We start from the raw sequence: 26,975 nt of genomic DNA on the forward strand, positions 1-26,975 counted from the left end.
CAGGCCCGGGTCAGCGGCGCCAGGAGCGGCGAGCGGACGCCATCTGTTCCAGGACCTGGAGGAGCACCCCGCTGCCCGGCGGCACCGCCGGCGGCTCATAGGTCCAGGCATGGCCCACCCAGGGGTCGGCGAGGTGATCGTCCGGGACGGGGGTGACCCGCAGCAGCGTCCGCCAGAGCGGATCCAGCACCGGTCCGTACCCGCTCGCGTCCTCGCGGTCCCCGACCATCAGCAGATGCACGCCGACCGCCGGCCCCTCGTCGGCGAGATAGCGCAGCTGAGTGACCGCGCGGTCGTCGAAGCCGTGCGGGAAGTCATTGACGATCAGCAACTGCTCGGCGGTGTCCAGACCGGGCGGCAGGGACTCGGCCGCCCCGCCGCGGACCGCCATCTGCACCAGGTCCACGCGCTGGGTGAGCGAGGCGAGGACGGTCGCCACTCCCCCGGCGCCCGTCGCGGGCGGCCGGTCGAGCACCCCGGACGCGGTCAGCGGGGTCAGTGAGCGCGCCCCCGAGCCCGCCGGATCGATCACATGGACGGTGAACTCGCCGGGCGGGTAGACGGCCAGGAGGCGCGCGGCATGGGCGACCGCGGTGTCCATGGCCAGCCCGCGCAGCTGGGCGTCGTCCATCATCAGCGCGGCCTCGGAGCCGGATCGGCCGCTGTCGACCCAGAGCCCGCGCTCCAGGGGCAGCCGCACCAGCATCGGTATCCGCAGATCGGGGCGCTCGGGCAGATGGACATCGCCGAGGCGGAGCGCCATCGGGATCTCCATCGGAACGCGGTAGGCGTGCCAGACGGGGTTGTCCCAGCGGGCGTAGGCGGGCGGCAGCGCGGGCTCGACGACCTCGGACTCGGCGACGAGCTGGGCGAGATCACGGTCAAGGACCTCGCGCGCCTGGCCCGCGAGCTGGTCGTACTTGGCGCGGGCGGCCTCGCGGGCGGCGTCCCCGGCTCCGCCGATGCGATGCCGGGGGTCGGCGAGGACCCGGTCCAGCTCCTGGTCGAGCCGGGACTCGGCGAAGTCCATGGCGCTGCGGAACGCGGCGGTCGTACGGGCCAGGTCTTCGAACATGCCCCAGACCTGGTTGTACAGGCGCTCGTCCATGGACCAGCCCGTGGCGTCGCCCGCGACGGGGCGGGGCGGCCGGCCCGGCTGGGCGGGCACCGCGGCCGGGGGCGGAGTCGGCGGCGTGGAGGTACGGCGGCCCGGATGTGTGTAGTTGACGGCCCCGCCCGCGCCGGACTGCGGCCCTCCGGACGCTGGCGGTCCCGACGCGGGCGCTCCGGCGGACGGCACGGTCTCGGGTGCGGACTGCGAGGGCGGGGCGGGCTGCGGGGCGGCAGCCAGGGGCAGCCCCTCGGACCTGCGCCGCCCGCCGTCCGCCGCACCCGGCAGCGGTGTCTGTACGGCGCCGGCCAGATGGCGGGCCACCGCCTCCTGGATACCGGCGGCGAAGGCGCGGGCCTGGGGCAGGCCATGGTCGCCGAACAGCTCGGCGAGGCCGCCCGCGTACCCCTGGCCGACGGCCCGGACCTTCCAGGCGCCCTGGCGGCGGTAGAGCTCCAGGGCGACGACAGCGGTCTCGGAGTCCAGTCCGGTGAGGGTGAAGCTGGCGACCTCGGCGCCCTCGGTGGAGGTGACGGCCGCGAAGGGGGCCGCGGTGGCGCCGAAGCGGTCGGGGCCGCCGACGCCCTCGGGGAGGGCGAGCAGAACGCGCACCAGATGCACCCGCGGGGGCAGGGCGTCCAGATCGACATGGAAGCGCAGGGCCGCGGCGGCCTGGCGGGAGACCTCGATGCCCGGGAGGGAGGGCGAACCGGGGTGGACGATCCACTCCGCGCCGCCCACGGCGCCCTGGGCGTCCGCGAGCGTGGCGCAGGGCGTGACCGGTGCGCCGGCCGTCACCCGGATCTCCAGTCGGGTGTGGGGCAAGGGGTGGTTCTGCCCCCGGACCAGCTCGGCCGTCATCGCCTCTGTCCCCTCATCGGTTACGCGTCGGTGTTCAGGTGTGGTCGCACAGCTCAGTACGGGTGCTCTGCCGCGGATGCTCAGCTACGGATGCTCAGGTGCGGGTGCTCAGGTACGGGTGCTCAGGTGCGGGTGGTGTTCCGGTGTGACAGCAGAGGCGCAGCCCCCAGTGGCCTGCGCCGGCCTCCGGGAGCTGCGCGTACTCGACGACGCCGTCGCCGTGTCCTACAGATGCGGCAAGATCGACGGCATCAGGTCCTGGAACGTACGGCCGTTGGCCGGGTTGCCGAGGGCCGTCATCTGCCAGCCGGAGCCCGCGCGGTGGACCTTCGCCATGATCTGCGCGGTGTACTGGCCGCCGCCGTCGAGCGTGTAGCGGGCCAGCTCCTGGCCGTTGGTCTCGTCGACGATGCGGCAGAAGGCGTTCTGGACCTCCTGGAACGTCTGGCCGGTGAACGAGTTCACCGTGAAGACGATCTGGTCGATATGGACCGGGATCCGCTGGAGGTCGACGAGGATCGCCTCGTCGTCGCCGCCCTGGCCCGCGCCGCCGACCAGATTGTCGCCGGTGTGCCGTACGGAGCCGTCGTCGCTGACGAGATGACGGAAGAAGACCACGTCGACCGGCTGCTTGTCGGCGAACAGCACCGCTGACGCGTCCAGGTCGATCTCGCGGGTACGGGAGCCGAACAGGCCCCGGCGCGGGGCGGCCTGCCAGCCGAGCCCCATGCGCACCGCCGTCAGGGTGCCGCCGCCCTTCTTCTCCAGGCTGATGGCCTGACCCTTGGTCAGATTGACGCCAGGGCCTCCGGGCGCGCCGCCCTTGGATACGTCCGCCACGCGCTGTCCCCTCTCGAATGGTTCCCCCGCAACCGTCCGTGTGCGGTTGCGCAGCACCCTACGCAGTCACTCGGACAACGCAGGAGGCTTGGACCGTTTTTGTGTCGGTCTTGCAACACACCGCACGTCCCGGTGTATCAGGCGAGGCCCGCCTCCCTCATCTGCCTCAACTCCTTCTTGAGTTCGCTCACTTCGTCGCGCAGCCGCGCGGCGACCTCGAACTGAAGCTCGGCGGCGGCGGCCCGCATCCGGTCGGTCATCTCCTCGATGATTCCGGCCAGTTCGGCGGCGGGCCGGTCGGTGAGCACCGCGCCCGCGGTCCCCGCCTTGCCGGCCTTCGCGGCCTTCGCCCCGAGCGAGGGGACCGGGGCCTTGGCCGGCTTGCCGTCCTTCGACTGCCGGTAGCCCGTGCCGAGCAGGGCCTCGGTGTCGACCTCCTCACGCGCGATGGTCGCGACGATGTCGTTGATCTTCTTACGGAGCGGCTGGGGGTCGATACCGCGCTCGGTGTTGTACGCGATCTGCTTCTCCCGGCGCCGGTTCGTCTCGTCGATCGCCTGCGCCATCGCGGGGGTGATCTTGTCCGCGTACATATGGACCTGACCGGACACATTGCGCGCGGCTCGCCCGATGGTCTGGATGAGCGACGTGCCCGAGCGCAGGAAGCCCTGCTTGTCGGCGTCGAGGATCGCCACCAGGGAGACCTCCGGGAGGTCAAGGCCCTCACGCAGCAGGTTGATGCCGACGAGGACGTCGTACTCACCGGCGCGCAGCTCACGCAGCAGCTCGACCCGGCGCAGGGTGTCGACATCGCTGTGCAGATACCGCACCTGGATGCCCAGCTCCAGGAAGTAGTCGGTGAGGTCCTCGGCCATCTTCTTGGTGAGCGTGGTCACCAGGACGCGCTCGTCCTTCTCGGTGCGCTCGCGGATCTCATGGACCAGATCGTCGATCTGGCCCTCCGTGGGCTTCACGACGACCTCGGGGTCGATCAGGCCGGTGGGACGGATGATCTGTTCCACGAAGCCGTCGGAGCGGGACAGCTCGTACGTGCCCGGAGTGGCGGAGAGATAGACGCTCTGGCCGATCCGCTGCTGGAACTCCTCCCACTTCAGCGGGCGGTTGTCGAGCGCGGACGGCAGCCGGAAGCCGTGGTCGACCAGGGTCCGCTTGCGGGACGCGTCGCCTTCGTACATCGCGCCGATCTGCGGCACGGTGACATGCGACTCGTCGATGACCAGCAGGAAATCCTCGGGGAAGTAGTCGAGGAGGGTATTGGGCGCGGAGCCGGGCGCGCGGTCGTCGAAGTGCATCGAGTAGTTCTCGATCCCCGAGCAGGAGCCGATCTGGCGCATCATCTCGATGTCGTACGTCGTACGCATCCGCAGCCGCTGGGACTCCAGCAGCTTGCCCTGCTTGTCCAGCTCGGCCAGCCGGGTCTCCAGCTCCCGCTCGATGCCGTTGACCGCCTTCTCCATGCGCTCGGGCCCGGCCACGTAGTGGCTCGCCGGGAAGATGTACAGCTCTTCGTCGTCGCTGATGACCTCGCCGGTGAGCGGGTGCAGCGTGGAAAGCGCCTCGATCTCGTCGCCGAACATCTCGATACGGACGGCCAGCTCCTCGTAGACCGGGAAGATCTCGATGGTGTCGCCCCGGACCCGGAAGGTGCCCCGGGTGAACGCGAGGTCGTTGCGCGTGTACTGGATGTCGACGAAGCGGCGCAGCAGCTGGTCCCTGTCCAGCTCCAGGCCGACCTTCAGCGGCACCATCCGGTCCACGTACTCCTGGGGCGTACCGAGGCCGTAGATGCAGGAGACCGAGGCGACGACGATCACATCGCGCCGGGTGAGAAGGGAGTTCGTCGCGGAGTGGCGCAGCCGCTCGACCTCCTCGTTGATGGAGGAGTCCTTCTCGATGTAGGTGTCCGACTGGGGGACGTACGCCTCGGGCTGGTAGTAGTCGTAGTACGAGACGAAGTACTCGACGGCGTTGTTGGGCAGCAGCTCGCGGAACTCGTTCGCCAGCTGGGCGGCCAGCGTCTTGTTCGGCGCCATCACCAGTGTGGGGCGCTGAAGCTTCTCGATCATCCAGGCGGTCGTCGCCGACTTTCCCGTGCCGGTCGCGCCGAGCAGGACGACATCCTTCTCGCCCGCGCGGACACGCCGCTCCAGGTCGGCGATGGCCGTCGGCTGGTCGCCGCTGGGCTGGTAGGAGCTGACGACCTCGAAAGGCGCCACCGTACGTTCGATCTTGGAAACGGGCCGCATGGATCCACCGTACGACCCCGCACTGACAGTGGGACGGCGAGCGGCCCCGGATCACCCGGAGTGACCGGCGGCTCACCCGCGTCACCAGTCGTGGAGGTCCTGGGAGCCGCGGCGCGGGGACCTGGCGGCGGCACGGTCGGCGTGCTCGCGGAGGGCCGGCCGCGGCCGGATCCGCTGCGCGGGCACCCCGCCGCGCCCGCACGGCCCGGTCACGGCTCCCGCGGAGCGTGACCGTTCGCGGCGGTCCGTCACCAGCAGCGGGTCTACCAGCACCGCCACACCGGCCAGCAGCAGGAAGAAGGCCGGGCCGACCAGCATCGGGGCCAGCAGTTCGGCGGGCGGGGCGCCGCCCGGCTCGCCGACGGCGCCGTTGAGATGCACGTGGACCGCGGCCATCGCGGTGTAGTGCATACCGGTCGACGCGACGCCCATCACCGCGCTGGCGGCCAGACCGGCCAGAAATCCACGGTGCGAGACGACCACCCAGAGGGCCGCGGTCGTCATGACGACGGCGATCATGACGGAGATCGCTACGGTGAAGGTGTCGTATCCGACGCGGCCGTGCAGCCGTATGCCGGCCATGCCGAGGTAGTGCATGGTGGCGAAACCGAGGCCGGTGATGGTGCCGCCGGTGACGAGGGTCATCGGGGTCGTGCCGCGGTATCCCACGATGAAGATCCCCACCCCGACCATGACGATTCCCACGACGAGGCTGGCGAATGTCGTGAACCGGTCGTAGCCGACCGGCGCCTCCGAGACGTCGAACCCCATCATCGCGATGAAGTGCATCGTCCATACTCCGGAGCCGATCGCGGCCGATCCCAGCGCGAGCCCGCCGGGCTTCCAGGAGCGTCTGGTACGCAAGGATCTCGCGGTGCAGCGCAGCCCCAGAGCCGCGCCGAGACAGGCCATGAGAAAGGCCGCCACGGGTGTGACGAGACCGTAGCTGAATCCGTCGATCGTGCCCTGCATAGCGATATGCCCCTCGCCCCTCGTGCTCCCTGTACGAAAGCGCCGGCTCGGGCGAGGGTAGGACGGCCGGCCCGGTAAGCAAACAGGCCACCGGCGATTTGTCGACACGAAAGGGTGCGACCTCGCGGTACGGGGCGGCCCCCCGCCGGTGTGGCTTCATGATCTCACCCCATCCTTCCGGTCCATGGCGTGACTTCACGTTGTGGCCAACCTTCGCCTGTTCCCTGTTGGCCGGGGGCTGCCAGGCTCTGGCCGACCGTCATCGCACGACACGAGGAGTACACGTGTACGCACGCACCTCAGTGACAACGGCCGCCGCACTGCTGGGAGTCACGGCACTGGTCCTGCCCGGCGCCGCCACCGCGAGCGCGGGCCCCGCCGCCGAGCCCAGGAGCGGGAGCCCGGTCGTCATCGCGCACCGCGGCGCCTCGGCCTATGCCCCGGAGAACACGCTCGCGGCCGTCGACGCGGCCGGTGACCTGGGCGTCGACTGGGTGGAGAACGACGTCCAGCGCACCAAGGACGGCCGGCTGGTGGTGATCCACGACGACAACCTCCAGCGGACCACCAATGTGGAAGAGGTCTTCCCCGACCGGGCCCCCTGGAAGGTGAAGGACTTCACCGCGGCGGAGATCGCCCGGCTGGACGCGGGCAGCTGGTTCGGCGAGGAGTGGGCGGGCGAGCGCGTACCCACGCTGCGGCAGTATCTGGACGCCGTGGAGGCCAACCGGCAGAAGCTGCTCCTGGAGATCAAGGCGCCCGAGCAGTACCCCGGCGTCGAGAAGGACATCCTGCGGGTGCTGGGCCAGGAGGGCTGGCTCAACCGCGCGCACGTCAGGAACAAGCTGGTCATCCAGAGCTTCAGCGCGGACAGCGTCCGTACGGTGCACCGGCTGCGCCCGGACCTCACGACCGGCTTCCTCGGCGCTCCGGCGGTGGCCGATCTGCCCGCGTACGCCGCGTTCACGGACCAGATCAATCCCGCGTACGCCGCGCTCACCGGCGACTACGTGGCGGCGGTGCACCGGCTCAAGGGCCCGCACGGCAAGCGGCTCACGATGAGCACCTGGACGGTCAACGACGCGGCGGGCGCGGTGCGGGTCCGTGATCTCGGTGTGGACGGGATCATCACCAACAACCCCGACGTGGTGCGGGACGCGGTGGACTGAGGCCGGAGGCCGGTCTCAGGACCGTTGTCAGTGGTGGCCCGTACCGTGGTCGGCATGAACAACTACGGGCGGTCGCCGGTGGAGTGGACGGTCGCGTCCACCGGCATCGGGCCACTGCTGCTGGCCGCGACCGGCCAGGGGCTGGTGAGCGTCGTCTTCCATGTCGACGGGCCGGTGCGGGAGAAGGCGCTCGGACAGCTGAGGGACCGGCTGGGCACCGAGCCCGCCGAGTCGGCGTCGGGGCTGCTGGCCGAGCCGATACGCAGGCTGTCCGCGTACTTCGCGGGCGAGCTGCGGGAGTTCGGGCTGCCGCTGGACTGGTCGCTCTCCACGGGCTTCAACCGGCAGGTGCTGCGCGAGCTGGCGACGGGCGTCCCGTACGGCACGGTGGTCGGTTACGGCGATCTGGCCAAGCGCGTGGGCCAGCCAGGGGCCGCCCAGGCGGTCGGCGCGGCGATGGGTTCCAACCCGCTGCCGGTGGTGGTGCCCTGTCATCGCGTGGTGGAGAGCGACGGCGGGATCGGCGGCTTCGGGGGCGGCCTCGAAACGAAGCGGCGGCTGCTGGCCCTGGAGGGCGTGCTCCCGGAACCCCTCTTCTGAGCCGGTCCACCGCTTGAGCCGGTCCACCACTCCGGACCGCCCGGATCGAGTGCTTTTACCGGCACTTGTCCGCTTTACGTGCCGGGCTTAGGCTTATTCGTGGAGAGCCAGCGCGCGTACGGCCCGGCGGGCAGTAGACGTCGGCCCAGGGCGTCCCGCCCGGGGACCGGAGACGTTCCGTAGCGGGACGTCCCCGTGTGGGACGTCCCCGCGTGGGGACGCCCGGTTCCGGTACCGGTACGTCCGGTCCGGCGCGCACTTCGGCCGGACCGCCCGAGCGGTAGCCGACTCCAACACACGCACAGGCCGAGTCATCCGCTGGACGAGGAGAGCCGAAGGGACGGCGAGTCAGGATGAGCGGAGGAAACAAGGCAGTCGCATACATCAAGCCGGGTGAGGTGGATGTGAGGACCACCGACTACCCGACGCTCGAACTTCAGGACGGGCCGGGTGTGGCGCCGGCGAACGTGGGCCGCAAATGCCGCCACGGGGTCATCCTCAAGGTACTCGCGACCAACATATGCGGCAGCGATCAGCACATGGTCCGCGGCCGGACCACGGCCCCCGAAGGCTTGGTCCTCGGCCACGAGATCACCGGTGAGGTCATCGAGCGCGGCCCCGATGTCGAGTTCATCAACGTCGGCGATGTCGTGTCGGTGCCCTTCAACATCGCCTGCGGCCGCTGCCGTAACTGCAAGGAGCGCCAGACCGGTATCTGTCTGAACGTCAATCCCGCCCGTCCCGGCGCGGCGTACGGCTACGTCGACATGGGCGGCTGGGTCGGCGGACAGGCGGAGTACGTGATGGTGCCGTACGCGGACTTCAATCTGCTCCGCTTCCCCGACCGGGACGCGGCGTTGGAGAAGCTGCTCGATCTGACGATGCTGTCGGACATCTTCCCCACCGGCTACCACGGCGCGGTGACGGCGGGCACGGGCGTCGGCTCCACGGTGTATGTCGCGGGCGCGGGACCTGTCGGTCTGGCCGCCGCGGCCTCGGCCCAGTTGCTCGGCGCGGCGGTCGTCATCGTCGGCGATCTGAACGCCGAACGGCTCGCGCAGGCCCGCAGTTTCGGCTGTGAAACCGTCGATCTCACCAAGGGGGCGGTCGAGGACCAGGTGGCCCAGATCCTGGGCGAGCCCGAGGTGGACGCCGCGGTCGACGCGGTCGGCTTCGAGGCACGGGCGCACGGCAAGGACTCCAAGGAGGCTCCGGCGACCGTCCTCAACTCCCTGATGGGTGTCGTCAGGGCGGGCGGCGCGCTCGGTATCCCGGGGCTGTACGTCACCGACGACCCGGGCGGTATCGACGAGGACGCCAAGAGCGGCACGCTGAAGGTCCGGCTGGGCCTGGGCTGGGCGAAGAGCCACACGTTCAGCACAGGACAGTGCCCGGTGATGAAGTATCACCGGGGCCTGGCGATGGCGATCCTGCACGACCGGGTCCATATCGCGAAGGCCGTCAACGCCACGGTGATCTCGCTGGAGGACGCCCCGCGCGGCTACGAGGAGTTCGACCACGGCGCCAGCCGGAAGTACGTGCTCAATCCGCACGGCGCGCTGAACGGCGTGGTGGCCGCCTGAGTGATTCCCGAGCGGTGGAGGGCGCGGGCAGCACCGCGCCCTCCATGGGTACGGGTCCGGGGGTACGGGTCCGGGCGCCGGCCCAGGCGCCCGGACGTTCGCGCGCGCGGCTGGCGTCGACGTTCCACGCCTGGCGCGGACGTTCGCGTGCGCGTCGACGTTTGCGTCCGTGCGGGATGTGCCATGGATGGGGACATGCCAGACATCACTTCGCAGCTCTCCCCCGAGCCGGGGCTCTCCCCCGAGGTACGGGAGGCGCTCGCCGCGCACCGTCCCGTGGTCGCCCTGGAGTCGACGATCATCGCGCACGGACTGCCGCGCCCGCGCAATCTGGCGGTCGCGGAGGAACTGGAGAAACTCGTACGGGCAGGCGGCGCCGTACCGGCCACGGTCGCCGTGCTGGACGGCCGGCCCCAGGTGGGGCTGTCCAAGGACCAGTTGGAACGGGTCGCCCAGGACGACTCCGTACGGAAGCTGGGCCATCGCGATCTGGCGCCCGCGCTCGCGGCGGGCGCGAGCGGCGCGACGACCGTCTCCGCCACGGCGTTCCTCGCCGCGCGGGCCGGGATCCGGGTCTTCGCGACGGGCGGCCTCGGCGGGGTCCACCGCGGCTGGACCGACTCCCAGGACGAGTCGGCCGATCTGCGCCTGCTGGCCAGGACCCGGATCACCGTGGTGTGCGCGGGCGTCAAATCGATCCTCGACGTACCGGCGACCCTCCAGCGGCTGGAGACTCTGGGTGTCGGCATCCTCGGCTACGGGACCGACCGGTTCCCCGGCTTCTATCTGAGCTCGTCCGGTGAGCCGGTCGACTGGACGGTCCGTACGCCCGAGGAGGTCGCGGCGGTGATGGACGCTCAGGACGCGCTCGGCGGACCGGAGTCGGCGCTCATCGTCGCCAACCCCGTACCGGAAGCGGAGCAGCTGGATCCGGGGCTGCACGACCTGGTGCTCGCGGAGGCGCTGACGGAGTGTCATGAGCGGGGTATCAGCGGCCAGGCGGTCACCCCGTTCCTGCTGGACCAGCTGATGCGGCGGACGGGCGGCGCTTCGCTGGAGGCCAATCTCGCGGCGGTGCGCGGCAATGTGTGGCTCGCGGCGCGCATCGCGGCGGCACGGACCGGGCAGGCCCGGACCGCGTCGGCCCGGACCCCGGCGGGCCGGCCCTCGGCGGGCGGATGAGCACCGGTGCCGGGGACGGTGCGCTGCTGGTGATCGGGGACGTGGTCACCGATGTGGTGGCGCGGTACCGCACCCCACTCGCGCACGGTACGGACACGGCCGCCGAGATTCGTACGCTGCCGGGCGGCGCCGGGGCCAACGCGGCCTGCTGGGCGGCGCACTCCGGGTGCGCGGACGTACGGCTACTGGCACGGGTGGGGGCAGGGGCGCGGGAGTGGCACGAGGAGCTGCTGCGGCGGGCGGGGGTACGTACCCATCTCGTCGTTGACGACCGGGTGCCATCCGCGACGGTGATCTGTCTGGTCGACGCGTCCGCCGAACGCACGCTGCTCACCGACAGCGGAGCCGCGCTGCGGCTCTCTCCCGCCGACTGGTCGCCGTCCCTGCTGAACGGGGTGGGCCGCCTCCATCTCTCCGGTTATCTCTTCTTCGCTGACACGAGCCGCCAACTGGCCTTCGCCGCAATGGAATCGGCTGCGGAGCGGGGCGTTCCGGTGAGTGTGGATCCCGCCTCGGCGGGGTTCATCAAGGAACTGGGCGCGGACCGTTTCCTGGCATCGGTCGAGGGCGTGGAGACGCTGCTCCCGAACGCGGACGAGGCCAGGCTCCTCACCGGGCTGACGAACGTGGCGGACGCCGCCGCCGCGCTGAGCCGACGGGTGGGGGTGTCGGTGGTGACCCTGGGCGGGGACGGCGCCTTGGTGGCGGAGGCGGGGGCCGTCACGGCCCGGGTCCCGCCGGTCCCGGCGCGTGCCCGGGACTCGACGGGTGCGGGCGACGCCTTCACGGGCGCGTTCCTCGCGGCCCGGCTTACGGGGGCGGACCCGGCAGCGGCCGCGACAGCGGGTTGCCGGGCGGGTGCGCGGGCGGTCGCGACGGTGGGCGGCCGGCCCTGACTCAGGGGCTGCCACGGCCCGCGCCGTACGAGGCCGTCAGCCGAGCCGGTCGGCCGAGGCCGTTATTCGAGACCGCCCCACGCCGGATGGCGCGGATCGTCCGTCCGTACGACCACATCGGCGGCCTCGGCCGGGTCCACCTCCTGCTCGTACCGCTCGAAAGCGGGGAGCGTCCAGCGTTCGCCCTCGTCGGTACGGCGCCGGAGCGCGGCCGGTGACAGCCGCAGATGCACCGTGAGGTCGAACGGGAACCAGTGCCCCAGCAACAGCGGGCCGTGCAGCACCAGCACACCGCCGGGCGCGAGTTCGCTGTGCGGGCTGCGGGTCGCCCGGTCGGTGGCGGGGTCCCAGAGATCGGGCAGGACCCGCCCGGTGCCGCCGGGTTCCAGCGGCCCGAAGACCTCCCGCCACAGCGCCCCGGTGTCGAACCAGCCGCTGTAGTACGTCTCCGGATCCTCGCGACCGTACTCGTACCGCAGCGACGCCGGCCGCAGGAACCCGCCGGTCCCGACGACCAGTACCGACCGGCCGCGTATCCGCAGCGCCTCCGCGAGCGCGTCGGCCCGCTCCCCGGTCCCGGCGGCCGGTGCTCCGTCGATGGCGACACGGAGCCAGGGGCCGCCGTCCGCCGCCCCGGTCTCCAGCACCCGCTCGGCAAGGGCCTCGGTCAGCCGCTCCCAGGTGATCGCTTCGAGTCGCACCCGACCATCATCGTCCAGCGGCGCCGATGACTGTCCCCGTACCCCGTACCCGACGCGCCCCCGGCCTCAGAGGTCAAAGGCGTCAGCCACGGGAAGAGCCTGTTCGGCCCAGATGGTCTTGCCGCCCGTGCCCTGGCGTGTGCCCCAGCTCCGCGTGAGCTGCGCGACGAGCAGGAGTCCGCGGCCCCCCTCGTCGAACACCCGGGCCCGGCGCAGATGCGGAGCGGTGTTGCTGCCGTCCGAGACCTCGCAGATGAGGCTGCGGTCATGGATGAGGCGCAGCTGAATGGGGGCCTGGGCATATCGGATGGCATTGGTGACCAGTTCACTGACCACCAGTTCCGTGGTGAAGACGGCGTCTTCCAGTCCCCAGGCGGCCAGTTGCTCGGCAACATCCCTGCGCGCCTGGGCCACCCCGGCGGGATCGCAGTCCAGCTCCCACGTGGCGACCTGGCTGGCGTCCATCGCGCGGGTACGGGCGAGGAGCAGGGCGACGTCATCGGCGGGGCGGCCGGGGAGCAGCGCGTTCAGTACGTTGTCGCAGGTGTCCTCCAGCGGCGCGGCGGGGTGGGCGAGGGCGGTGCGCAGCGCGGCGAACGATTCGTCGATGCCGCGCTCGCGCGATTCGACGAGTCCGTTGGTGAACAGGGCGAGCACGCTGCCCTCCCGCAGTTCCACCTCGACGGACTCGAAGGGCAGATTGCCGAGCCCGAGCGGCGGCCCGGCGGGCAGGTCGAGGAAGGCGACAGTGCCGTCCGGGGTGACCATCGCGGGCTGCGGGTGCCCGGCGCGCGCGAGGGAGCAGCGACGGGACACCGGGTCGTAGACCGCGTAGAGGCAGGTGGCTCCGACATCCCCGGCCGCCTCGGTAGCGGAGCCCGGGGACTGTCCGCCCGCCGCTTCGGCCGCCAGATGATTGACGAGATCGTCGAGGTGGGTGAGCAGTTCGTCGGGTGGCAGATCAACATCGGCCAGGGTGCGTACGGCCGTACGCAGCCGGCCCATCGTGGCCGACGCCTGGACGCCGTGGCCGACCACATCGCCCACGACCAGGGCCACCCGCGAGCTGGACAGCGGGATCACATCGAACCAGTCGCCGCCGACCCCGGCTCCCGTGTCCGCGGGGAGGTAGCGGAAGGCGAACTCGACCGCCGCGTGTTCGGGCAGCGCGCGCGGCAGCAGGCTGCGCTGAAGGGCCAGCGCCGTCTCACGTTCGCGTGTATAGCGGCGGGCGTTGTCGATGCAGACGGCCGCCCGCGCCGTGATCTCCTCGGCGAGCAGCAGATCGTCCAGTTCGAAGGGGGCCGGGCTCCGGTGACGGGAGAAGGTGGCCACACCGAGGATGGCGCCGCGAGCACGCAGCGGTACGGCCATGTTCGAGTGGAACTTGAACGCGCGCAATTTGGCGGCGCGCCCCGGGTCGGTGATCTCCCAGAGGGCCACGGAGGCGTCCGTCACCCTCTTCATGACGCCCCGCTGGGTGAGCAGGGACTCGGCGGCGGGTGAGCTGTCGGGGTAGAAGGAGGTGTCCCCGACCTCTACCGCGGCTTCGGGGGCCCCCTCAAGGACGGACCGGAGGGCCACGCGCCGCAGCCTGACCTGGCCGGGCAGCGGTCCCGCGGGTGTCTCGGAGCTGCCCACGCTGACCTCGGGGAGCAGATCGACCGTGACGAAGTCGGCGAGCACGGGGACCGCGACATCGGCCAGTTCCTGCGCGGTGCTCACGACGTCGAGGGCGCTGCCGATACGGGTACTGGCCTCGTTCACCAGAAGCAGCCGCTGCTGGGCGCGGTTCTGTCTGGTCCTGTCGTGTACCGCCGCGACCACACCGCTTTTCCGGCCGTCGCCGTCCCGAAGCGGGGCGATGGAGATCGCCCAGGCGAGCTCACCGTCGTGGCCGGGCAGGCGCAGCGTGGATTCGATGTGCTGTGGTTCGCCGCTCTCCAGCACCCGCAGCATGTGCTGCTCGATGTTGTCGATCTCCTGGGTGGGCACGACCTCGGACAGCCGCAGTCCGCGTATGTCGTCCCCGGCGAGGCCCAGCAGTCTTTCCATGTCTCCGCTCACGTGCCGCAGCCGGAGCCGTGTGTCGCAGACGGCCATCGCACAGGGCGACTGCATGAATTCGACTTCGGTGAGTTGCGGGCCGTCGAGTTGCGGGCCCGTACGGCTCAGTGGGGAGACGACGAACCATTCGGTGGCGCCGGCGTCCGACTTACGGCGGTGTGCCAGCAGCCCTATGTCCAGACGGTCCCCGCTCCGGTGCAGCAGCGTCACCGTCCCGTTCCATCTGTCCGGCAGGGCGGCCGGGTCCAGCGCCGCCGGATCGAGCGTGCCGGTGCGGGAGCGCAGGGTCGCCCCGTCGGCGAGCAGCGTGGCGGCGGACCGTCCGACGATCTCCGACGGCCGGTGTCCGAGCAGCCTGTGGGCACCCTCGCTCCACTCCGTTACGGTGCCCCGCGCGTCGATGACCGCCCTGGCCGTGGCCGCCTCGTCAAACGGATCGGCCGGCCCGTTGTGAAGATCGGTCCCGGTGGGATCGGTCCCGTGGAGATCGGTCTCCGGGGGATCGTTCGACCGGACGGGCTGGTCGTCCCGCGCGGAGTCCGGTCGCCTCATCGTCGCTCATCTCACCCTGCCTGGACCCGACCGCCGGGGAACAAGGTCCCGGCTCCGGCGGGCCTCCAGTGGCTCCTGACGCCTCCAAGTATGACATCCGTGACGAATAATGCTATTTCTGTCACCGTCAGCGGGAAGGGACGGGCTCCCGTCCGCTCACTCCCCCCGCAGCACCTTGGCCAGCGGCCCGTCGCCCGACACCTCGATCCGTCCGTCCCGCACTCCGTCCCCCATCGTCAGCGCGCCCCCGCTCAGCTCACGGCAGGTGTCCGCGTCGAGCACGAGGCGGGCGTCCGGGCTCTCCGCCGGCCCGTCGCCGTACACCGGATCGCCCGCTCCGAGCCGTACGTGGAACGCCCCTTCGTCCAGCCTGACTTCCACCACGCCCTCCCCCGTCCCGCCGCCCACACCCGAGCCCGCCTGGCCGGCCTGGCCCACCGGGCCCGACAGCCCGTCCAGCACCGGCAGCAGCGGTACGGCGAACCAGTGCGCCCGTACGGCGTCGGTGGGCCTGCGCTCCTCCAGCGCCGGCGCGCCCCACTCCGCCAGAGCCGTGAGCACCGGCAGCAGCCCCCGCCCCCGCTCGGTCAGCTCGTACACATACGCCCCGGCCGGGGGCGGCAGCTTACGGCGCAGGGCCAGATCATCACGCTCCATGTCCTTGAGCCGGGAGGCGAGCACATCCGTGCTGACACCTGGCAGATCGGCGTGCAGATCGGTGTACCGGCGGGGGCCCGCCAGCAGCTCCCGGACGATCAGCAGGGTCCAGCGGTCGCCCACGGAGTCGAGGGCACGGGCGGTGGCGCAGTACTGGTCGTAGCTTCGGCGACGTGACATGTGACGGATTCTAGACATGTTGTTGGACTTTCCAAGCTCGGGCTTGGTAAAACCAAGTATCGCACCAAGGTCTGGGAGGCCACCGCATGGAATTCCGGCAGTCGAGCAAGCTCAGCGAGGTCTGCTACGAGATCCGCGGCCCGGTGATCGAGCACGCCGACGCCCTGGAGGAGGCGGGCCACAGCGTCCTGCGCCTCAACACCGGCAACCCCGCGCTCTTCGGGTTCGAGGCGCCGGAGGAGATCCTCCAGGACATGATCCGGATGCTGCCGAGGGCACACGGCTACACGGACTCGCGCGGTGTCCTCTCCGCGCGCCGCGCCGTCGCCCAGCGCTACCAGACCCTGGGACTGCCCGAGGTCACGGTCGATGACGTGTTCCTCGGCAACGGCGTCTCCGAGCTGGTCTCGATGGCCGTCCAGGCGCTCCTGGAGGACGGCGACGAAGTCCTGATCCCGGCCCCCGACTTCCCGCTCTGGACCGCCGTGACGACGCTGGCGGGCGGCCGTCCCGTGCACTACCTCTGCGACGAGTCCGCGGAGTGGTACCCGGACCTGGACGACATGGCGTCGAAGATCACCGACCGTACGAAAGCAGTCGTGATCATCAACCCCAACAACCCCACCGGCGCGGTCTATCCGCGCGAGATCGTCGAGGGCATTCTCGATCTCGCCCGCCGTCATCACCTCATGGTGTTCGCGGACGAGATCTACGACCAGATCGTCTACGACGACGCGGTCCACCACACCGCCGCGGCCCTCGCCCCCGATCTGGTGGTCCTCACCTTCAGCGGGCTCTCGAAGACCTACCGCGTGGCGGGCTTCCGCTCCGGCTGGCTCGTCGTCACCGGCCCCAAGCAGCATGCCCGCAGCTACCTTGAGGGCTTGACAATGCTCGCCTCGATGCGGCTCTGCCCCAACGCGCCCGCGCAGTACGCCATTCAGGCCGCGCTCGGCGGCCGGCAGTCGATCAAGGAGCTCACCGCGCCGGGAGGCAGGCTGTACGAGCAGCGCGACCGCGCCTGGGAGAAGCTCAACGAGATCCCCGGAGTCTCTTGCGTGAAGCCGAAGGGCGCGCTGTACGCCTTCCCCCGGCTCGATCCCAAGGTGCACAAGATCCATGACGACGAGCGGTTCGTGCTGGATCTGCTGCTGCGGGAGAAGATCCAGGTCGTACAGGGAACGGGGTTCAACTGGCCCCGTCCCGACCACTTCCGGATCCTGACGCTTCCGTACGCGGACGATCTCGACGCCGCCATCAGCCGGATCGGCCGCTTCCTGAGCGGCTACCGCCAATGACAAAGGAGCGGAGCCGGGGCGTAGCCGGCCCCCGGGCCCGTCTGTCGGGTTGTGTGTCGGGGTGTCTGTCCAGTCGTCCGTCCAGTCGTCCGTCCAGTTGGTCGATCGGCCGGCTTCTCATAGCGCGATGGGGAGATGCCGTGGCCCGCGCAGCATGGCGTTGCGCCGGTAGGGGGGAGGGTCCTGGAGGAGGCGCGCGGTGCCGAGGCGGGGGATCAGCGCGCCCAGGGCGATCTGGGCCTCGATCCTGGCGAGCGGTGCGCCGTAGCAGAGGTGGATACCGCTGCCGAAGCCGAGGTGCTGGTTGTCCGGGCGGGTCGGGTCGAACCGCTCGGGGTCGCGGAACCGCAGGGGATCCCGGTTGCCCGCGGCCAGCACGAGCACGAGGGTCGTGCCCCTGGGGATGGTGGTGCCCGCGACGTCGATATTGGCGAGGGGGACGCGCTCCCGCATATGGACCGGGGGCTCGTAGCGCAGCAGTTCCTCCACCGCGCGCGGCAGCAGGCCGGGTTCCTGGCGCAAGCGGTCCAGCTGGTCGGGGTGGCGCAGCAGGGTGAGTACCCCGTTGGTGATGAGGTTGACCGTCATCTCATGGCCGGCGATGAGGAGCAGAACGGCCGTCTGCGCCAGTTCCTCGGCGGTGAGCCGCATGGCTGGGTCCGGTTCGTTGACGAAGGAGGACAGCATGTCGTCCGTGGGGTGGCCGCGGCGCTGCTCGGCGAGGTCCACGAGATACGCGCCCATCTCCGCCCGCGCCTTTGAGCCCGCCTGATCGTGTTGGGTGGACTCCTCCTCCGGCCTGACGTCGGCGGAGCTGACGATCGCGTCGGACCATTCCCGGAAGAGCGGCTCGTCCTCGCGCGGGACCCCGAGCAGTCGGCAGATGACCGTGACGGGCAACGGATAGGCGAGGTCGTCGACGACATCGATCTGCTGGTGATCCTTGAAGTTCTCGATCAGCTCTTCGGTGATCCGGGCGATCTCGCCGCGCATCCCGTCGATGCGGCCGGGGCTGTGCGGTGGGCCGAACGGCCGCATGGTCAGACCGCGCAGCCTCTGGTGCTCGGGGTCGTCGAGCCGGAGGAACGGCGGCTTCGGCTCCTCCTCGGCCCGGCCGCGGGACAGGGTGGCGCGATTGCGGGGGTCCGCGCTGATCCGCGGGTCGTGGAGCAGGGCGGCGATGTCGTGGTACGTGCCGACCAGATAGCTGCCGTCCTTCTGCCGGGCCACGCCCGCCTCGCGGAGCTCCGCGTACAGCGGGTAGGGGTCGGGGCGGTTGGCGTAGTCGGTGATCCGCTCCAGCAGGTTGTCGACGGCCATGGGGGGCTCCTTGTGGACGGGCAGGGAGGACGGGGTCAACCAGGTGGGCCGCGCGGACCGCACCACTGTCAGCGCAGGGACCGCACCACTGTCAGCACACGGACCGCACCACTGTCAGCGCAGGGACCGCACCACGGTCAGCGGGCAGGCCGCACCACGGTCAGCCGGCGGTCCAGCAGGTGACCGGTGAGCGCGACGGTGGGACCGTGGGAAAGCCCCTTGGGGTCCGGCACGTTGGAGGGGACCGGGAATTCGGTCAGCGGCGCGAGACCGTCGGCCGCGCCGGGCCCGGGCGGGAACGGAGCGGCGGTCTCGATCAGGTTCTGGTAGTACTCCAGCGACTTGGCCATGTCCACGGTGACCGCGGCGGTCACGCGGCCCTGGTGGCCGTAGACCATCGCCAGACGGCGCTCCTCAAGCGAGCCCTGCGCGATGACCACCTGGTCGGAGAAGGTCGGGACGCCGACGGACTTGATGCTGAGCCCGAACTGACTCGACCAGAAGACCGGAACCGCGAGATGCGGCCGCCGCCGCGGCCCAGGGCTGACCATGTTGTGCGCGGCCACCTCCGCCTGCGCGACCGCGTTGCCCCAGTGCTCCAGGGCGATCAGCTGGTACTCGAAGAGCGGATGCGGGAAGCGCGCCACGTCGCCGGCCACGAAGACGTCGTCGGTGACGATCCCGTACATATTGAAGACGCGACAGCCCGCGTCGCAGGCGATCCCGCGCGGGCCCGCCGCCAGCCCGGAATCCGCGGCCCACTCCGTATTGCGCACCGCCCCCATGGCGACGACGCACACGTCCGCGTCGACGCGGCTGCCGTCGGACAGGTCCGCACCGGTGAACCGGCCGTTCCCGCGCAGCGCGGTGACCGTCACCCCGCAGCGCAGGTCCACGCCATGGGCCCGCTGCAGGTTGGCCGCGAGCTTCGCCAGCGTTCCGCCGAGCGCGCCCACCAGCGGTGCGGGACCGCGTTCGGCGACCGTGACCTCGATACCCCGCTCCCGGCAGGCCGAGGCGATCTCCGAGCCCGTGAAGCCCCCGCCGATCACCAGCACCCGGCGCGGACCGGCGGCCAGCCGCTCGGCCAGGAGGGCGGCGTCGTCGCGGGTGCGGAGAGTGAACACCCCGTCCAGGGCGGCCTCCTCCGGGTTGTGCCAGGGCCGCGCCCGGGTCCCGGTGGCGATCAGCAGCCGGTCGAAAGGCAGTGACTCGCCGTCGGCCAGGAGCACCCGCTTCCCGATCGGGTCCAGGCCGGTGGCACGCACCCCGAGCCGCCACCGCGCGTCCGGGTCCCGGCGAATCGGCAGCCCGGTGGCGTCCGCCGCCACCTTGCCGAGCAGCACCTGCTTGGACAGCGGTGGCCTGTCGTAGGGCGGATGGGGCTCGTCCCCGATCACGGTCAGCGAGCCGGTGAAGCCCTCCTCGCGCAGTGCCTCGGCGGCGCGCAGCCCGGCCAGCGACGCGCCGACGATGACGATCCGCCCCTGCCACAGGTCATCAGGCACCGGCGCTCGCCTCCTCCCCCACGAGGATGGCCTGGACGGGGCACGCCGCCGCCGCTTGACGCACGCGTTCGAGCTGGTCGTCGGGGACGGCCGGGTTGTACAGCAACGCCTCGTCCCCGTGCAGCTCGAACACCTCCGGCGCGAGGAACACGCACTGCGCGTAGCCCTGACAGCGCGTGAGGTCCACCACCATCCGCATCCCCAGCCACTCCCTCCAGCACGCCGGCGTCCGGTCCCTTTCTAGCCCCGGGAAGGACCGGGCGCTCGGCCAACTACGCCACCGGGGTTCCGGCACGGCGCAGCGGGCCCCAGGAATTCTTGGCAGGGACGGCTCGGCTCCGGACGGCTCGAAACGGGACGGCTCGGCTCCGGACGACTCGGCTCCGGACGGCTGGGAAGCGGACGGCTCGGAAGCGGACGACTCCCGAAGCGGATGCGCGGCGCCCGGCTCAGAACCGTACGGGCAGCGCGACCAGGCCCCGGGCACGGGTCGAGGGGCGCCACCGCAGTTCCTCGTACGGAACGTCGAGCGCCAGCCGAGGGAAGCGCTCCAGCAGCGCGTTGAGCGCGATCTCCGTCTCCAGCCGGGCGAGCGGTGCGCCGAGGCAGTAGTGGATGCCGTACCCGAGAGCCACTTGCCCCGCCGTGTCACGGTCGAGGTCGAGCCGGTCGGGGTCGGCGAAGCGGTGCGGGTCGCGGTTGGCGGCGGCGAGGGACAGCATGACGGTCTCCCCCGCCGGCACCGTCACCCCGCCGATCGTCAGATCCTCGACCGCGAACCGTCGGATGGCCAGCAGCGCGGGCCCCTCGTACCGCGTCCGCGTACGAACTCCCCGACCGCCGCGGCCATCCTGCCGGGCTCGGCGCGCAGCGCCGCCAGTTGCCCGGGGTGCCGGAGCAGGGCGAGGACGGAGTTGCCGATGAGCTGAACGGTGTTCTCGTACCCGGCGAAGAGGATGAGGAAGGCCAGCGACATCAGCGCGGGCCGGCCGTCGGGCCCGACGATCCGTCACACGGGCGCCGTCTCGCGCAGCCGCGCGTACACCTCGTACGGATCCGCGAGCAGCTCGCTCGTCGGATCGTAGAGCGACCGCGATGACGCGCCGGATGCCGTGAGTGCCGTGATCCCATCCTGAACAGCCCCACGAGGAGCGGCTGTTGACCACGCGCGGCAGGGATCGCGTCCCACGTGGAGAGGACCAGAGGCACCGGCCCGCGGGATCACCAGATCCTTCCGCTTGGCATGGACCTGCTCATGATCCTCGGCTACGCTCCGGCTGGCACCGCCTGAGAGCGCTCTCAGTCGCCTGCTGTTCCACCCCCACCACGCTGGAACACAGAAGGGCCACATCCCTTGAGACGTACGACAGTGATACGCACCGGTCTGTCCGCACTCCTCCTCCTCGGCACCTGGGCCGCCGCCGGGCTCGCGCCGGCCGCCGCGGCCCCCTCTCCGACCTCAGAAGCCCCGGCCTCCGCCGGTCTGCTCACCGCCATGCAGAAGGATCTGGGCCTGACGGAGAGTCAGGCCAAGGCGCGGATCGCCGCGGAGAAGACAGCGACGGCTGTCGAGAGCAAGGCGAAGCGCGCGGCGGGAGCCTCGTACGGCGGCTCCTGGTTCAACCCGGACAGCGGCACGCTGACCGTCACGGTCACCAGTGCTCAGAAGGCCGACGCCGTACGGGCGACCGGCGCGACCGTGCGGCTCGTCAAGAACAGCGCACAGCAGCTCGACGCGGCCAAGGAGCGGATCGACGCGCTCTCCGCGCCGGCCGGTGTCAGCAGCTGGCATGTCGACCCCAAGGCCAACCGCGTCGTGGTCAATGTCGTCGCGTCGCAGAAGAACGACAACGATGTCCGTGACTTCCTCGACCGCGCCCGGCAGGCCGGCCCCGTCACGGTCAAGGAGACCGCCCAGGCTCCCCAGACCTTCGCCGCGGGCACCGTCGGCGGCGACCCGTACTACACGGGCAACGTCCGCTGTTCCATCGGCTTCTCCGTGTACGGCGGCTTCGTCACGGCCGGCCACTGCGGCCAGGCGGGCGCCTCCGTGAGCGGCTGGGACGGCTCGTACATCGGCAACTTCCAGGGCTCGTCGTTCCCCGACAACGACTACGCGTGGGTGAACGTCGGCAGCGGCTGGTGGACCGTCCCGGTGGTCCTCGGCTGGGGCTCCGTCTCCGACCAGCTGGTCCGCGGCTCCAACGAGGCCCCGATCGGCGCCTCGATCTGCCGCTCCGGCTCCACGACACACTGGCGCTGCGGCAACCTCCTGGCCAAGAACGAGACCGTCAACTACAGCCAGGGCGCCGTCCACCAGATGACCAAGACCAGCGTCTGCGCCGAGGGCGGCGACTCGGGCGGCTCGTTCATCAGCGGCGACCAGGCCCAGGGCGTGACCTCGGGCGGCTGGGGCAACTGCAGCAGTGGCGGCGAGACCTGGTACCAGCCGATCAACGAAATCCTGGGCCGCTACGGCCTGACACTCCACACCGCCTGACCCTTCGCACCGCCTGACAACTCCACCCGGTCCGATCGCCAACTCCGCCTGACCCGCGGGGAGATCAGACCCCTCGGGGCGGGCGGACATGGCGGCTGACGAGGCCGGGGGTACGGAGCGAGCGCGCGCAGCGGTACGGCGCGGCCGACCCGTACCCCCGGCTTCTCGTAGCCCCCGCTTCCCGTACCCCCGGCTTCCCGTACCCCCGGCTTCGGTCGTCCGATGGCACCCTCCGCGTCACCGCCCGAGCAGGGCCGTCAGGGCACCCACCGGGTCGGTGTCAGGGGTTCCCCGGGGCCACCAGTCCTCTCTGTCCCGGTCTGACTCGTATCCGTACCAGAGGGCGTCGCGGCCGAAGCGGAGCTGGAGGGACGGGGTGGAGAGGCGGTTGCGCCAGGGGCGGAAATGAGGGAAGTCGGCGGCGGCCAGGGCGGGGCGGGCGCGGTCGAAGGGGCCGGCGGGCGGGTCCCAGGGCTCTTCCAGTACGGCGAGGCCCGCCAGGCCGCCCTGGCGCCAGGCCGCCACGGCCCGGGCCAGATCGGTGGGCGTGCGGTCGAGTGCGGTGGCCAGGTCCCGGTAGAGGGCGCGGGTGGAGGCGGTCAGCCCGGAGCCGGGATGGGCGGCGGCGAGCCGTACCGCGTCCTGCCAGGGGGTGAGGGCGCCGATGGGGTCGAGGCCGGTGGTCAGGAACGTATGGGCGCGGGCCGCCGCTTCGGTGGCGAGCAGATCGAGAGCGAGCGGGTCGGGCGCGCCGGGGGTCTGCGGATAGACGGGCGGGCGGCCCGGCTGCGCGGGAACGGGGAACGGCGGCGGAAGCACCGGGCGCGTACGTGGCGCGAGGGCGACGCGCGCCTCGACCGTGGGCATCGGCGGTGCGGCGGTGGTCCGTTCGGCCGCCGAGCGGGTGGCGTTGCGCCGGGTGAGATCGGCCAGCACCTCATGTTCGCCACGACCGCGCATCAGGAACAGCACGAACGGGTCCTCATCGAGGAGTCGCGCCGTCTGATAGCAGAGGGCGGCGGCGTGCTTGCACGGGTAACCGTCGTCCGGGCACGAGCAGTCGGGGGTCAGATCGCCCCCGGTGGGGAGCAGATCCGCCGACGCCGCGAGGGTGTGCGGCATGTCCTTGTCGAGCAGGGCGGCGATGTGGTCGGGGCGGGCCGCCGCCGCGTCGAGAAGATCCTCCCAGCCGGTGTCGTCGAGGGTACGGAGGCGGATCTCCGTACGGTACGGGCGGGGCCTCGAACCGTGGACGTACGCCATGACCCGGCCCGGGGTGACGGTGATCGCGTCGACATGGCCGCCGCCCGCGTAGGCACGGCCGCGCTGGAGGCGGGCCGTGTCGAGCGCGGTGTCCTCCATGGACTCCACCCACGCGTTGCCCCACCAGGTGGTGGCGAAGTCGCGCGCGGCGCCGGGCCGCGGGGGCAGCGCGGGGAACGTACGCCGGCGGTCGTCGTGCCTCGGGGCGGGGGCGCGGCGGGGGGTCATGACAGCCTCCGCAGAGAGACCAGATCCGCGAGATCCCGGTCGGTCAGCTCGGTCAGGGCCGCCTCGCCCGAGCCGAGGACCGCGTCGGCCAGCGCCCGCTTGGACGAAAGCATGTCGGCGATCCTGTCCTCGACCGTGCCCTCCGCGATCAGCCGGTGTACCTGTACGGGCTGGGTCTGGCCGATGCGGTACGCGCGGTCCGTGGCCTGTTCCTCCACGGCCGGGTTCCACCAGCGGTCGAAGTGGATGACATGGCCGGCCCTGGTCAGATTGAGACCGGTGCCCGCCGCCTTCAGGGAGAGGACGAAGACCGGGACCGCGCCGGACTGGAACCGGTCCACCATGCGCTCGCGCTCGGCGACAGGCGTGCCGCCGTGCAGGAGCTGGGACGGGATGGCGCGCGCCGCGAGATGTGCGGAGAGGAGCCGCGCCATCGATACGTACTGGGTGAAGAGCAGGACGGAGCCGTCCTCCGCGAGGATCGTGTCGAGCAATTCGTCGAGGAGGGCGAGCTTGCCGGAACGGCCGGTGAGCCGGGCCGTGTCCTCCTTCAGATACTGCGCGGGGTGGTTGCAGATCTGTTTGAGGGCGGTGAGCAGCTTCATGACGAGGCCGCGGCGCGCGATGCCCTCGGCCGCCTCGATGGCGGCCATCGTCTCGCGGACGACCGCCTCGTAGAGCGACGCCTGTTCACGGGTGAGCGCGACGGGATGATCGCTCTCCGTCTTGGGCGGCAGCTCGGGCACGATCCCGGGGTCGGACTTCTTCCTGCGCAGCAGGAACGGCCGGACCAGCCGGGACAGCCGCTCCACCGCCTCCTCGTTCTCCACGTCCTTGATGTCGGCGCTCTTCGCGTTCTCGACGTTCTCCACGATCCGCGCGTGGCGTGCCCGGAACGCCTTGAGCGGGCCGAGCAGCCCAGGGGTGGTCCAGTCGAGCAGCGCCCACAGCTCGGACAGGTTGTTCTCGACGGGCGTGCCGGTGAGCGCGATCCTGGCGGGCGCCGGGATCGTACGGAGCGCCTTGGCGGTGGACGAGAAGGGGTTCTTGACGTGCTGGGCCTCATCGGCGACGACCATCCCCCAGCCGTGCGCGGCCAGTGCGTCGGCGCTGCTGCGCATCGTGCCGTACGTGGTGAGCACGAAGCCGCCCGGGCCCCCGGCCCCCGAGACCCCGGCCCCTGAGCCCCCGTCCTCCGGGACCCCGGCCCCCGAGACCCCGGCCAGGGTCCGCCCGGCGCCATGGAATCGGTGTACGGGGACGCCGGGCGCGAACCGGGTGATCTCGCGCTGCCAGTTGCCCAGGAGAGAAGCGGGGCAGACGACAAGCGTGGGGGCGGTGCGGGCCCGGTGCAGATGGAGGGCGATGACCGTGACCGTCTTGCCGAGACCCATGTCGTCCGCGAGACAGCCGCCGAGACCGAGGGAGGTCATCAGATCCAGCCAGGCGAGACCGCGCAGTTGGTAGTCGCGCAGGGTCGCGGCGAGTGCGGGTGGCTGGGCGATCGCGGCCGGGCCGGTGGTGAGACGGTCGCGCAGCGCGGCCAGCGCACCGGTCGGGACCGCTTCCACCGTCTCGCCGTCCACCTCGGCGGTGCCGGTCAGGGCCACGGCGAGCGCGTCGACCGGCTCAAGCAGCCCCAGCTCCCGCTTGCGCGCCTTCCGTACGAGAACCGGGTCGACGACGACCCATTGGTCGCGCAGCCGCACGATCGGCCGGTGCGACTCGGCGAGCGCGTCCATCTCCTTCTCGGTGAGGGGATCGCCGTCGAGCGCCAACTGCCAGTTGAACCTGAGCAGTTCGGCGCTGTCGAAGAACGGCGTACCGTCGGTGGCCGAGCCGGGCGCGGGGCGGACGACCGCGGCGGCGGTGAGCGTACGGGCCAGCTCCCTCGGCCAGTGGACGGCGACCCCCGCGGCGGCGAGGCGGGCCGCCCCCGGGCCGAGCAGTTCGTACAGCTCCTCCTCGGAGAGCGGCAGCGCGTCGGGGACATCCCGCTCCAGCAGCCGGGCGAGTGGGGTCCAGACGCGCGCCGCGCGCCGCAGGGCGAGCATCGCGTCGATCCGGGCACGCGGGCCGAAGCTCTCGTCGCCGTGGCCGGCCCAGAGCCCTGAGGCGTCGATGACCAGGGTCGGGTCGGCCAGACTGTGGATCTGAACGAGGGCCGCCCCGGCCCGCCGGACGACCTGAGACTCGTCGGCGCCGGGCCCGATGTCAGCTCCCGCGCTCGGGCCGGGGGCGGCTTCCGCGCGGCCGGAGTCCGTCCCCGTACCCGGGACCGGATCGGTCTCCGCTTGCTCGGCCTGATCGGCTTGTTCGGCTTGATCGGCTTGCTCGGCTTGGTCGAAGAGGTCGTACGCGGAGAGGTCGAGGCGCAGCGAGACCCGTACCCCAGCGTCCATACCGGCCGCCGCCTCCGCCGCCCAGGTCCGGGCGCCCGGCAGATGCTGTGCCTCCCTGGCGGCGAACGGCGCGCCCGCCGCGTAGGCGGCCGCGGGCGTACGCGGCAGGGAATCCGCCACCGCGTCGAGGAACGCCCGTACCAGGGCTTCCGGGTCGGGCAGCTGGAGCGGGCTCAGCTCCGGGATCGGCACGGCATGGGCCTCGGGGGGCATGGCCGCGGCGATGGCCCTCAGCTGCGCGATGTCATCGGCGTCGAGCGGTCCGGCGCGCCAGGCGTCGTGGTCGGACGCGGTGAGACCGGGCAGCAGTCTGCCGCGCCCGGCCAGCTGGAGCGCGTGCAGCGCGGCGGCGCCCCAGCACGCGGCGGCGGGATGCGCGGCCCTGTCGCGCCGCGCGCGCAGCAGCAGCGGGATCGCGTCGGCGACGGACAGCAGCACGGCGGGGACGGTGCGCGTATGGACATCGTCCCCGCCGTCACCCCGAGGCCGTACGACCGTCAGTTCCCCCGGCCCGAGCCCGGCAGCGCCCGGATCGCTTGCCGCGCCCGGATCGCTTGCCGCGCCCGAATCGCCTGCCGCGCCAGGCGCCGAACCCGCTTCGCCGAGGGCACCGGCGGGCAGCTCGCCGGGCAGCTCGCCCTCCGGGGACCAGAAGGCGACCCGGCCCTCGCGCGGCAGCCCGGCGGGCAGGAAGACCGCGGCGCAGCGGGCCAGGGCAGCCGTCGCGGCGTGCGCGGGCGGAGATGCATGGGTATGCACGGATTGCACCACGGTCATCGACTCCCTTCCCGCCCGGCCATCGCCTCAGGATCTGATTC

Annotated in this window: 19 protein-coding genes and 1 pseudogene; 7 read left to right on the forward strand and 13 right to left on the reverse strand. The window is 71.6% G+C overall.

Features of this window, described 5'->3' with window-relative positions:
* Window positions 1-10 precede the first annotated feature (10 nt).
* From ACFRMN_RS16860 to ACFRMN_RS16875, 4 genes are all read right to left on the reverse strand, one after another.
* Entirely contained in the window at window positions 11-1,972 is a 1,962-nt protein-coding gene (locus tag ACFRMN_RS16860; protein ID WP_383019727.1) for a TerD family protein, read from the reverse strand.
* Window positions 1,973-2,197: 225 nt separating this feature from the next.
* Complete coding sequence (locus tag ACFRMN_RS16865; RefSeq protein ID WP_383020112.1) at window positions 2,198-2,764, reverse strand: TerD family protein; 567 nt, start codon at window positions 2,762-2,764, stop codon at window positions 2,198-2,200.
* Window positions 2,765-2,949: 185 nt separating this feature from the next.
* Window positions 2,950-5,079 (reverse strand): excinuclease ABC subunit UvrB, encoded by a 2,130-nt coding sequence (uvrB, locus tag ACFRMN_RS16870; protein WP_383019729.1) that lies wholly within the window; start codon window positions 5,077-5,079, stop codon window positions 2,950-2,952.
* An 81-nt stretch (window positions 5,080-5,160) separates the two neighbouring features.
* Window positions 5,161-6,051 (reverse strand): MHYT domain-containing protein, encoded by an 891-nt coding sequence (locus tag ACFRMN_RS16875; RefSeq protein WP_383019732.1) that lies wholly within the window; start codon window positions 6,049-6,051, stop codon window positions 5,161-5,163.
* Between the two features lie 284 nt (window positions 6,052-6,335).
* On the opposite strand from ACFRMN_RS16875, the gene ACFRMN_RS16880 reads away from it, so the two are divergent.
* The 5 genes from ACFRMN_RS16880 to ACFRMN_RS16900 all read left to right on the forward strand — a co-directional run bounded on the left by ACFRMN_RS16880 (window position 6,336) and on the right by ACFRMN_RS16900 (window position 11,481).
* On the forward strand, window positions 6,336-7,220 hold the full coding sequence (locus tag ACFRMN_RS16880; RefSeq protein ID WP_383019734.1) for a glycerophosphodiester phosphodiesterase: 885 nt from the start codon (window positions 6,336-6,338) through the stop codon (window positions 7,218-7,220).
* Between the two features lie 54 nt (window positions 7,221-7,274).
* Entirely contained in the window at window positions 7,275-7,820 is a 546-nt protein-coding gene (locus ACFRMN_RS16885; RefSeq protein ID WP_383019737.1) for a methylated-DNA--[protein]-cysteine S-methyltransferase, read from the forward strand.
* Between the two features lie 353 nt (window positions 7,821-8,173).
* Window positions 8,174-9,403 carry a formaldehyde dehydrogenase, glutathione-independent gene (gene fdhA / locus ACFRMN_RS16890; RefSeq protein ID WP_383019740.1) on the forward strand — a complete coding sequence of 410 codons (1,230 nt, stop codon included), beginning with the start codon at window positions 8,174-8,176 and terminating at the stop codon, window positions 9,401-9,403.
* A 195-nt stretch (window positions 9,404-9,598) separates the two neighbouring features.
* Window positions 9,599-10,585, forward strand: a complete 987-nt coding sequence (locus tag ACFRMN_RS16895; protein WP_383019742.1) for a pseudouridine-5'-phosphate glycosidase — start codon at window positions 9,599-9,601, stop codon at window positions 10,583-10,585.
* Window positions 10,582-11,481: a carbohydrate kinase family protein gene (locus ACFRMN_RS16900; RefSeq protein WP_383019745.1), complete on the forward strand. Its 900-nt coding sequence runs from the start codon at window positions 10,582-10,584 to the stop codon at window positions 11,479-11,481. Before ACFRMN_RS16895 ends, ACFRMN_RS16900 begins: the two co-directional genes overlap by 4 nt.
* 62 nt (window positions 11,482-11,543) lie before the next feature.
* Here ACFRMN_RS16900 and ACFRMN_RS16905 read toward each other — a convergent pair whose 3' ends face one another.
* The 3 genes from ACFRMN_RS16905 to ACFRMN_RS16915 all read right to left on the reverse strand — a co-directional run bounded on the left by ACFRMN_RS16905 (window position 11,544) and on the right by ACFRMN_RS16915 (window position 15,656).
* Window positions 11,544-12,182, reverse strand: a complete 639-nt coding sequence (locus ACFRMN_RS16905; protein ID WP_383019747.1) for a uridine kinase — start codon at window positions 12,180-12,182, stop codon at window positions 11,544-11,546.
* A 66-nt stretch (window positions 12,183-12,248) separates the two neighbouring features.
* Window positions 12,249-14,801, reverse strand: coding sequence for a SpoIIE family protein phosphatase (locus ACFRMN_RS16910; protein ID WP_383019750.1), 2,553 nt, complete (start codon window positions 14,799-14,801; stop codon window positions 12,249-12,251).
* Between the two features lie 156 nt (window positions 14,802-14,957).
* Window positions 14,958-15,656 (reverse strand): winged helix-turn-helix transcriptional regulator, encoded by a 699-nt coding sequence (locus tag ACFRMN_RS16915; protein WP_383019752.1) that lies wholly within the window; start codon window positions 15,654-15,656, stop codon window positions 14,958-14,960.
* 68 nt (window positions 15,657-15,724) lie between these two features.
* On the opposite strand from ACFRMN_RS16915, the gene ACFRMN_RS16920 reads away from it, so the two are divergent.
* Entirely contained in the window at window positions 15,725-16,936 is a 1,212-nt protein-coding gene (locus tag ACFRMN_RS16920) for a pyridoxal phosphate-dependent aminotransferase (protein ID WP_383019755.1), read from the forward strand.
* Between the two features lie 117 nt (window positions 16,937-17,053).
* Here ACFRMN_RS16920 and ACFRMN_RS16925 read toward each other — a convergent pair whose 3' ends face one another.
* The 4 genes and pseudogenes from ACFRMN_RS16925 to ACFRMN_RS16940 all read right to left on the reverse strand — a co-directional run.
* Complete coding sequence (locus ACFRMN_RS16925) at window positions 17,054-18,256, reverse strand: cytochrome P450 (protein ID WP_383019757.1); 1,203 nt, start codon at window positions 18,254-18,256, stop codon at window positions 17,054-17,056.
* A gap of 137 nt (window positions 18,257-18,393) precedes the next feature.
* Window positions 18,394-19,764 carry an NAD(P)/FAD-dependent oxidoreductase gene (locus tag ACFRMN_RS16930; protein ID WP_383019760.1) on the reverse strand — a complete coding sequence of 457 codons (1,371 nt, stop codon included), beginning with the start codon at window positions 19,762-19,764 and terminating at the stop codon, window positions 18,394-18,396.
* A complete protein-coding gene (locus ACFRMN_RS16935) occupies window positions 19,757-19,963 on the reverse strand; it encodes a ferredoxin (RefSeq protein WP_383019762.1) in 207 nt (68 codons plus the stop codon). The genes ACFRMN_RS16930 and ACFRMN_RS16935 overlap by 8 nt, the downstream gene beginning before the upstream one ends.
* Before the next feature lie 250 nt (window positions 19,964-20,213).
* A pseudogene (locus ACFRMN_RS16940) lies at window positions 20,214-20,743 on the reverse strand (cytochrome P450); the annotation flags it as partial.
* 390 nt (window positions 20,744-21,133) lie between these two features.
* Between ACFRMN_RS16940 and ACFRMN_RS16945 the strand changes: the two are divergent.
* The gene (locus ACFRMN_RS16945) at window positions 21,134-22,264 is read left to right on the forward strand and encodes a S1 family peptidase (protein WP_383020114.1); all 1,131 of its coding nucleotides are present in this window, start codon (window positions 21,134-21,136) and stop codon (window positions 22,262-22,264) included.
* A 237-nt stretch (window positions 22,265-22,501) separates the two neighbouring features.
* Here the strand turns inward: ACFRMN_RS16945 and ACFRMN_RS16950 are convergent, their stop codons facing one another.
* Both ACFRMN_RS16950 and ACFRMN_RS16955 read right to left on the reverse strand, forming a co-directional pair.
* Entirely contained in the window at window positions 22,502-23,755 is a 1,254-nt protein-coding gene (locus tag ACFRMN_RS16950; RefSeq protein ID WP_383019765.1) for an SWIM zinc finger family protein, read from the reverse strand.
* Window positions 23,752-26,934 (reverse strand): SNF2-related protein, encoded by a 3,183-nt coding sequence (locus ACFRMN_RS16955; protein ID WP_383019768.1) that lies wholly within the window; start codon window positions 26,932-26,934, stop codon window positions 23,752-23,754. Before ACFRMN_RS16955 ends, ACFRMN_RS16950 begins: the two co-directional genes overlap by 4 nt.
* Between the last annotated feature and the right edge of the window lie 41 nt (window positions 26,935-26,975).

It is taken from the genome of Streptomyces sp. NPDC056835 (assembly GCF_042789485.1).
GTDB lineage: Bacteria > Actinomycetota > Actinomycetes > Streptomycetales > Streptomycetaceae > Streptomyces.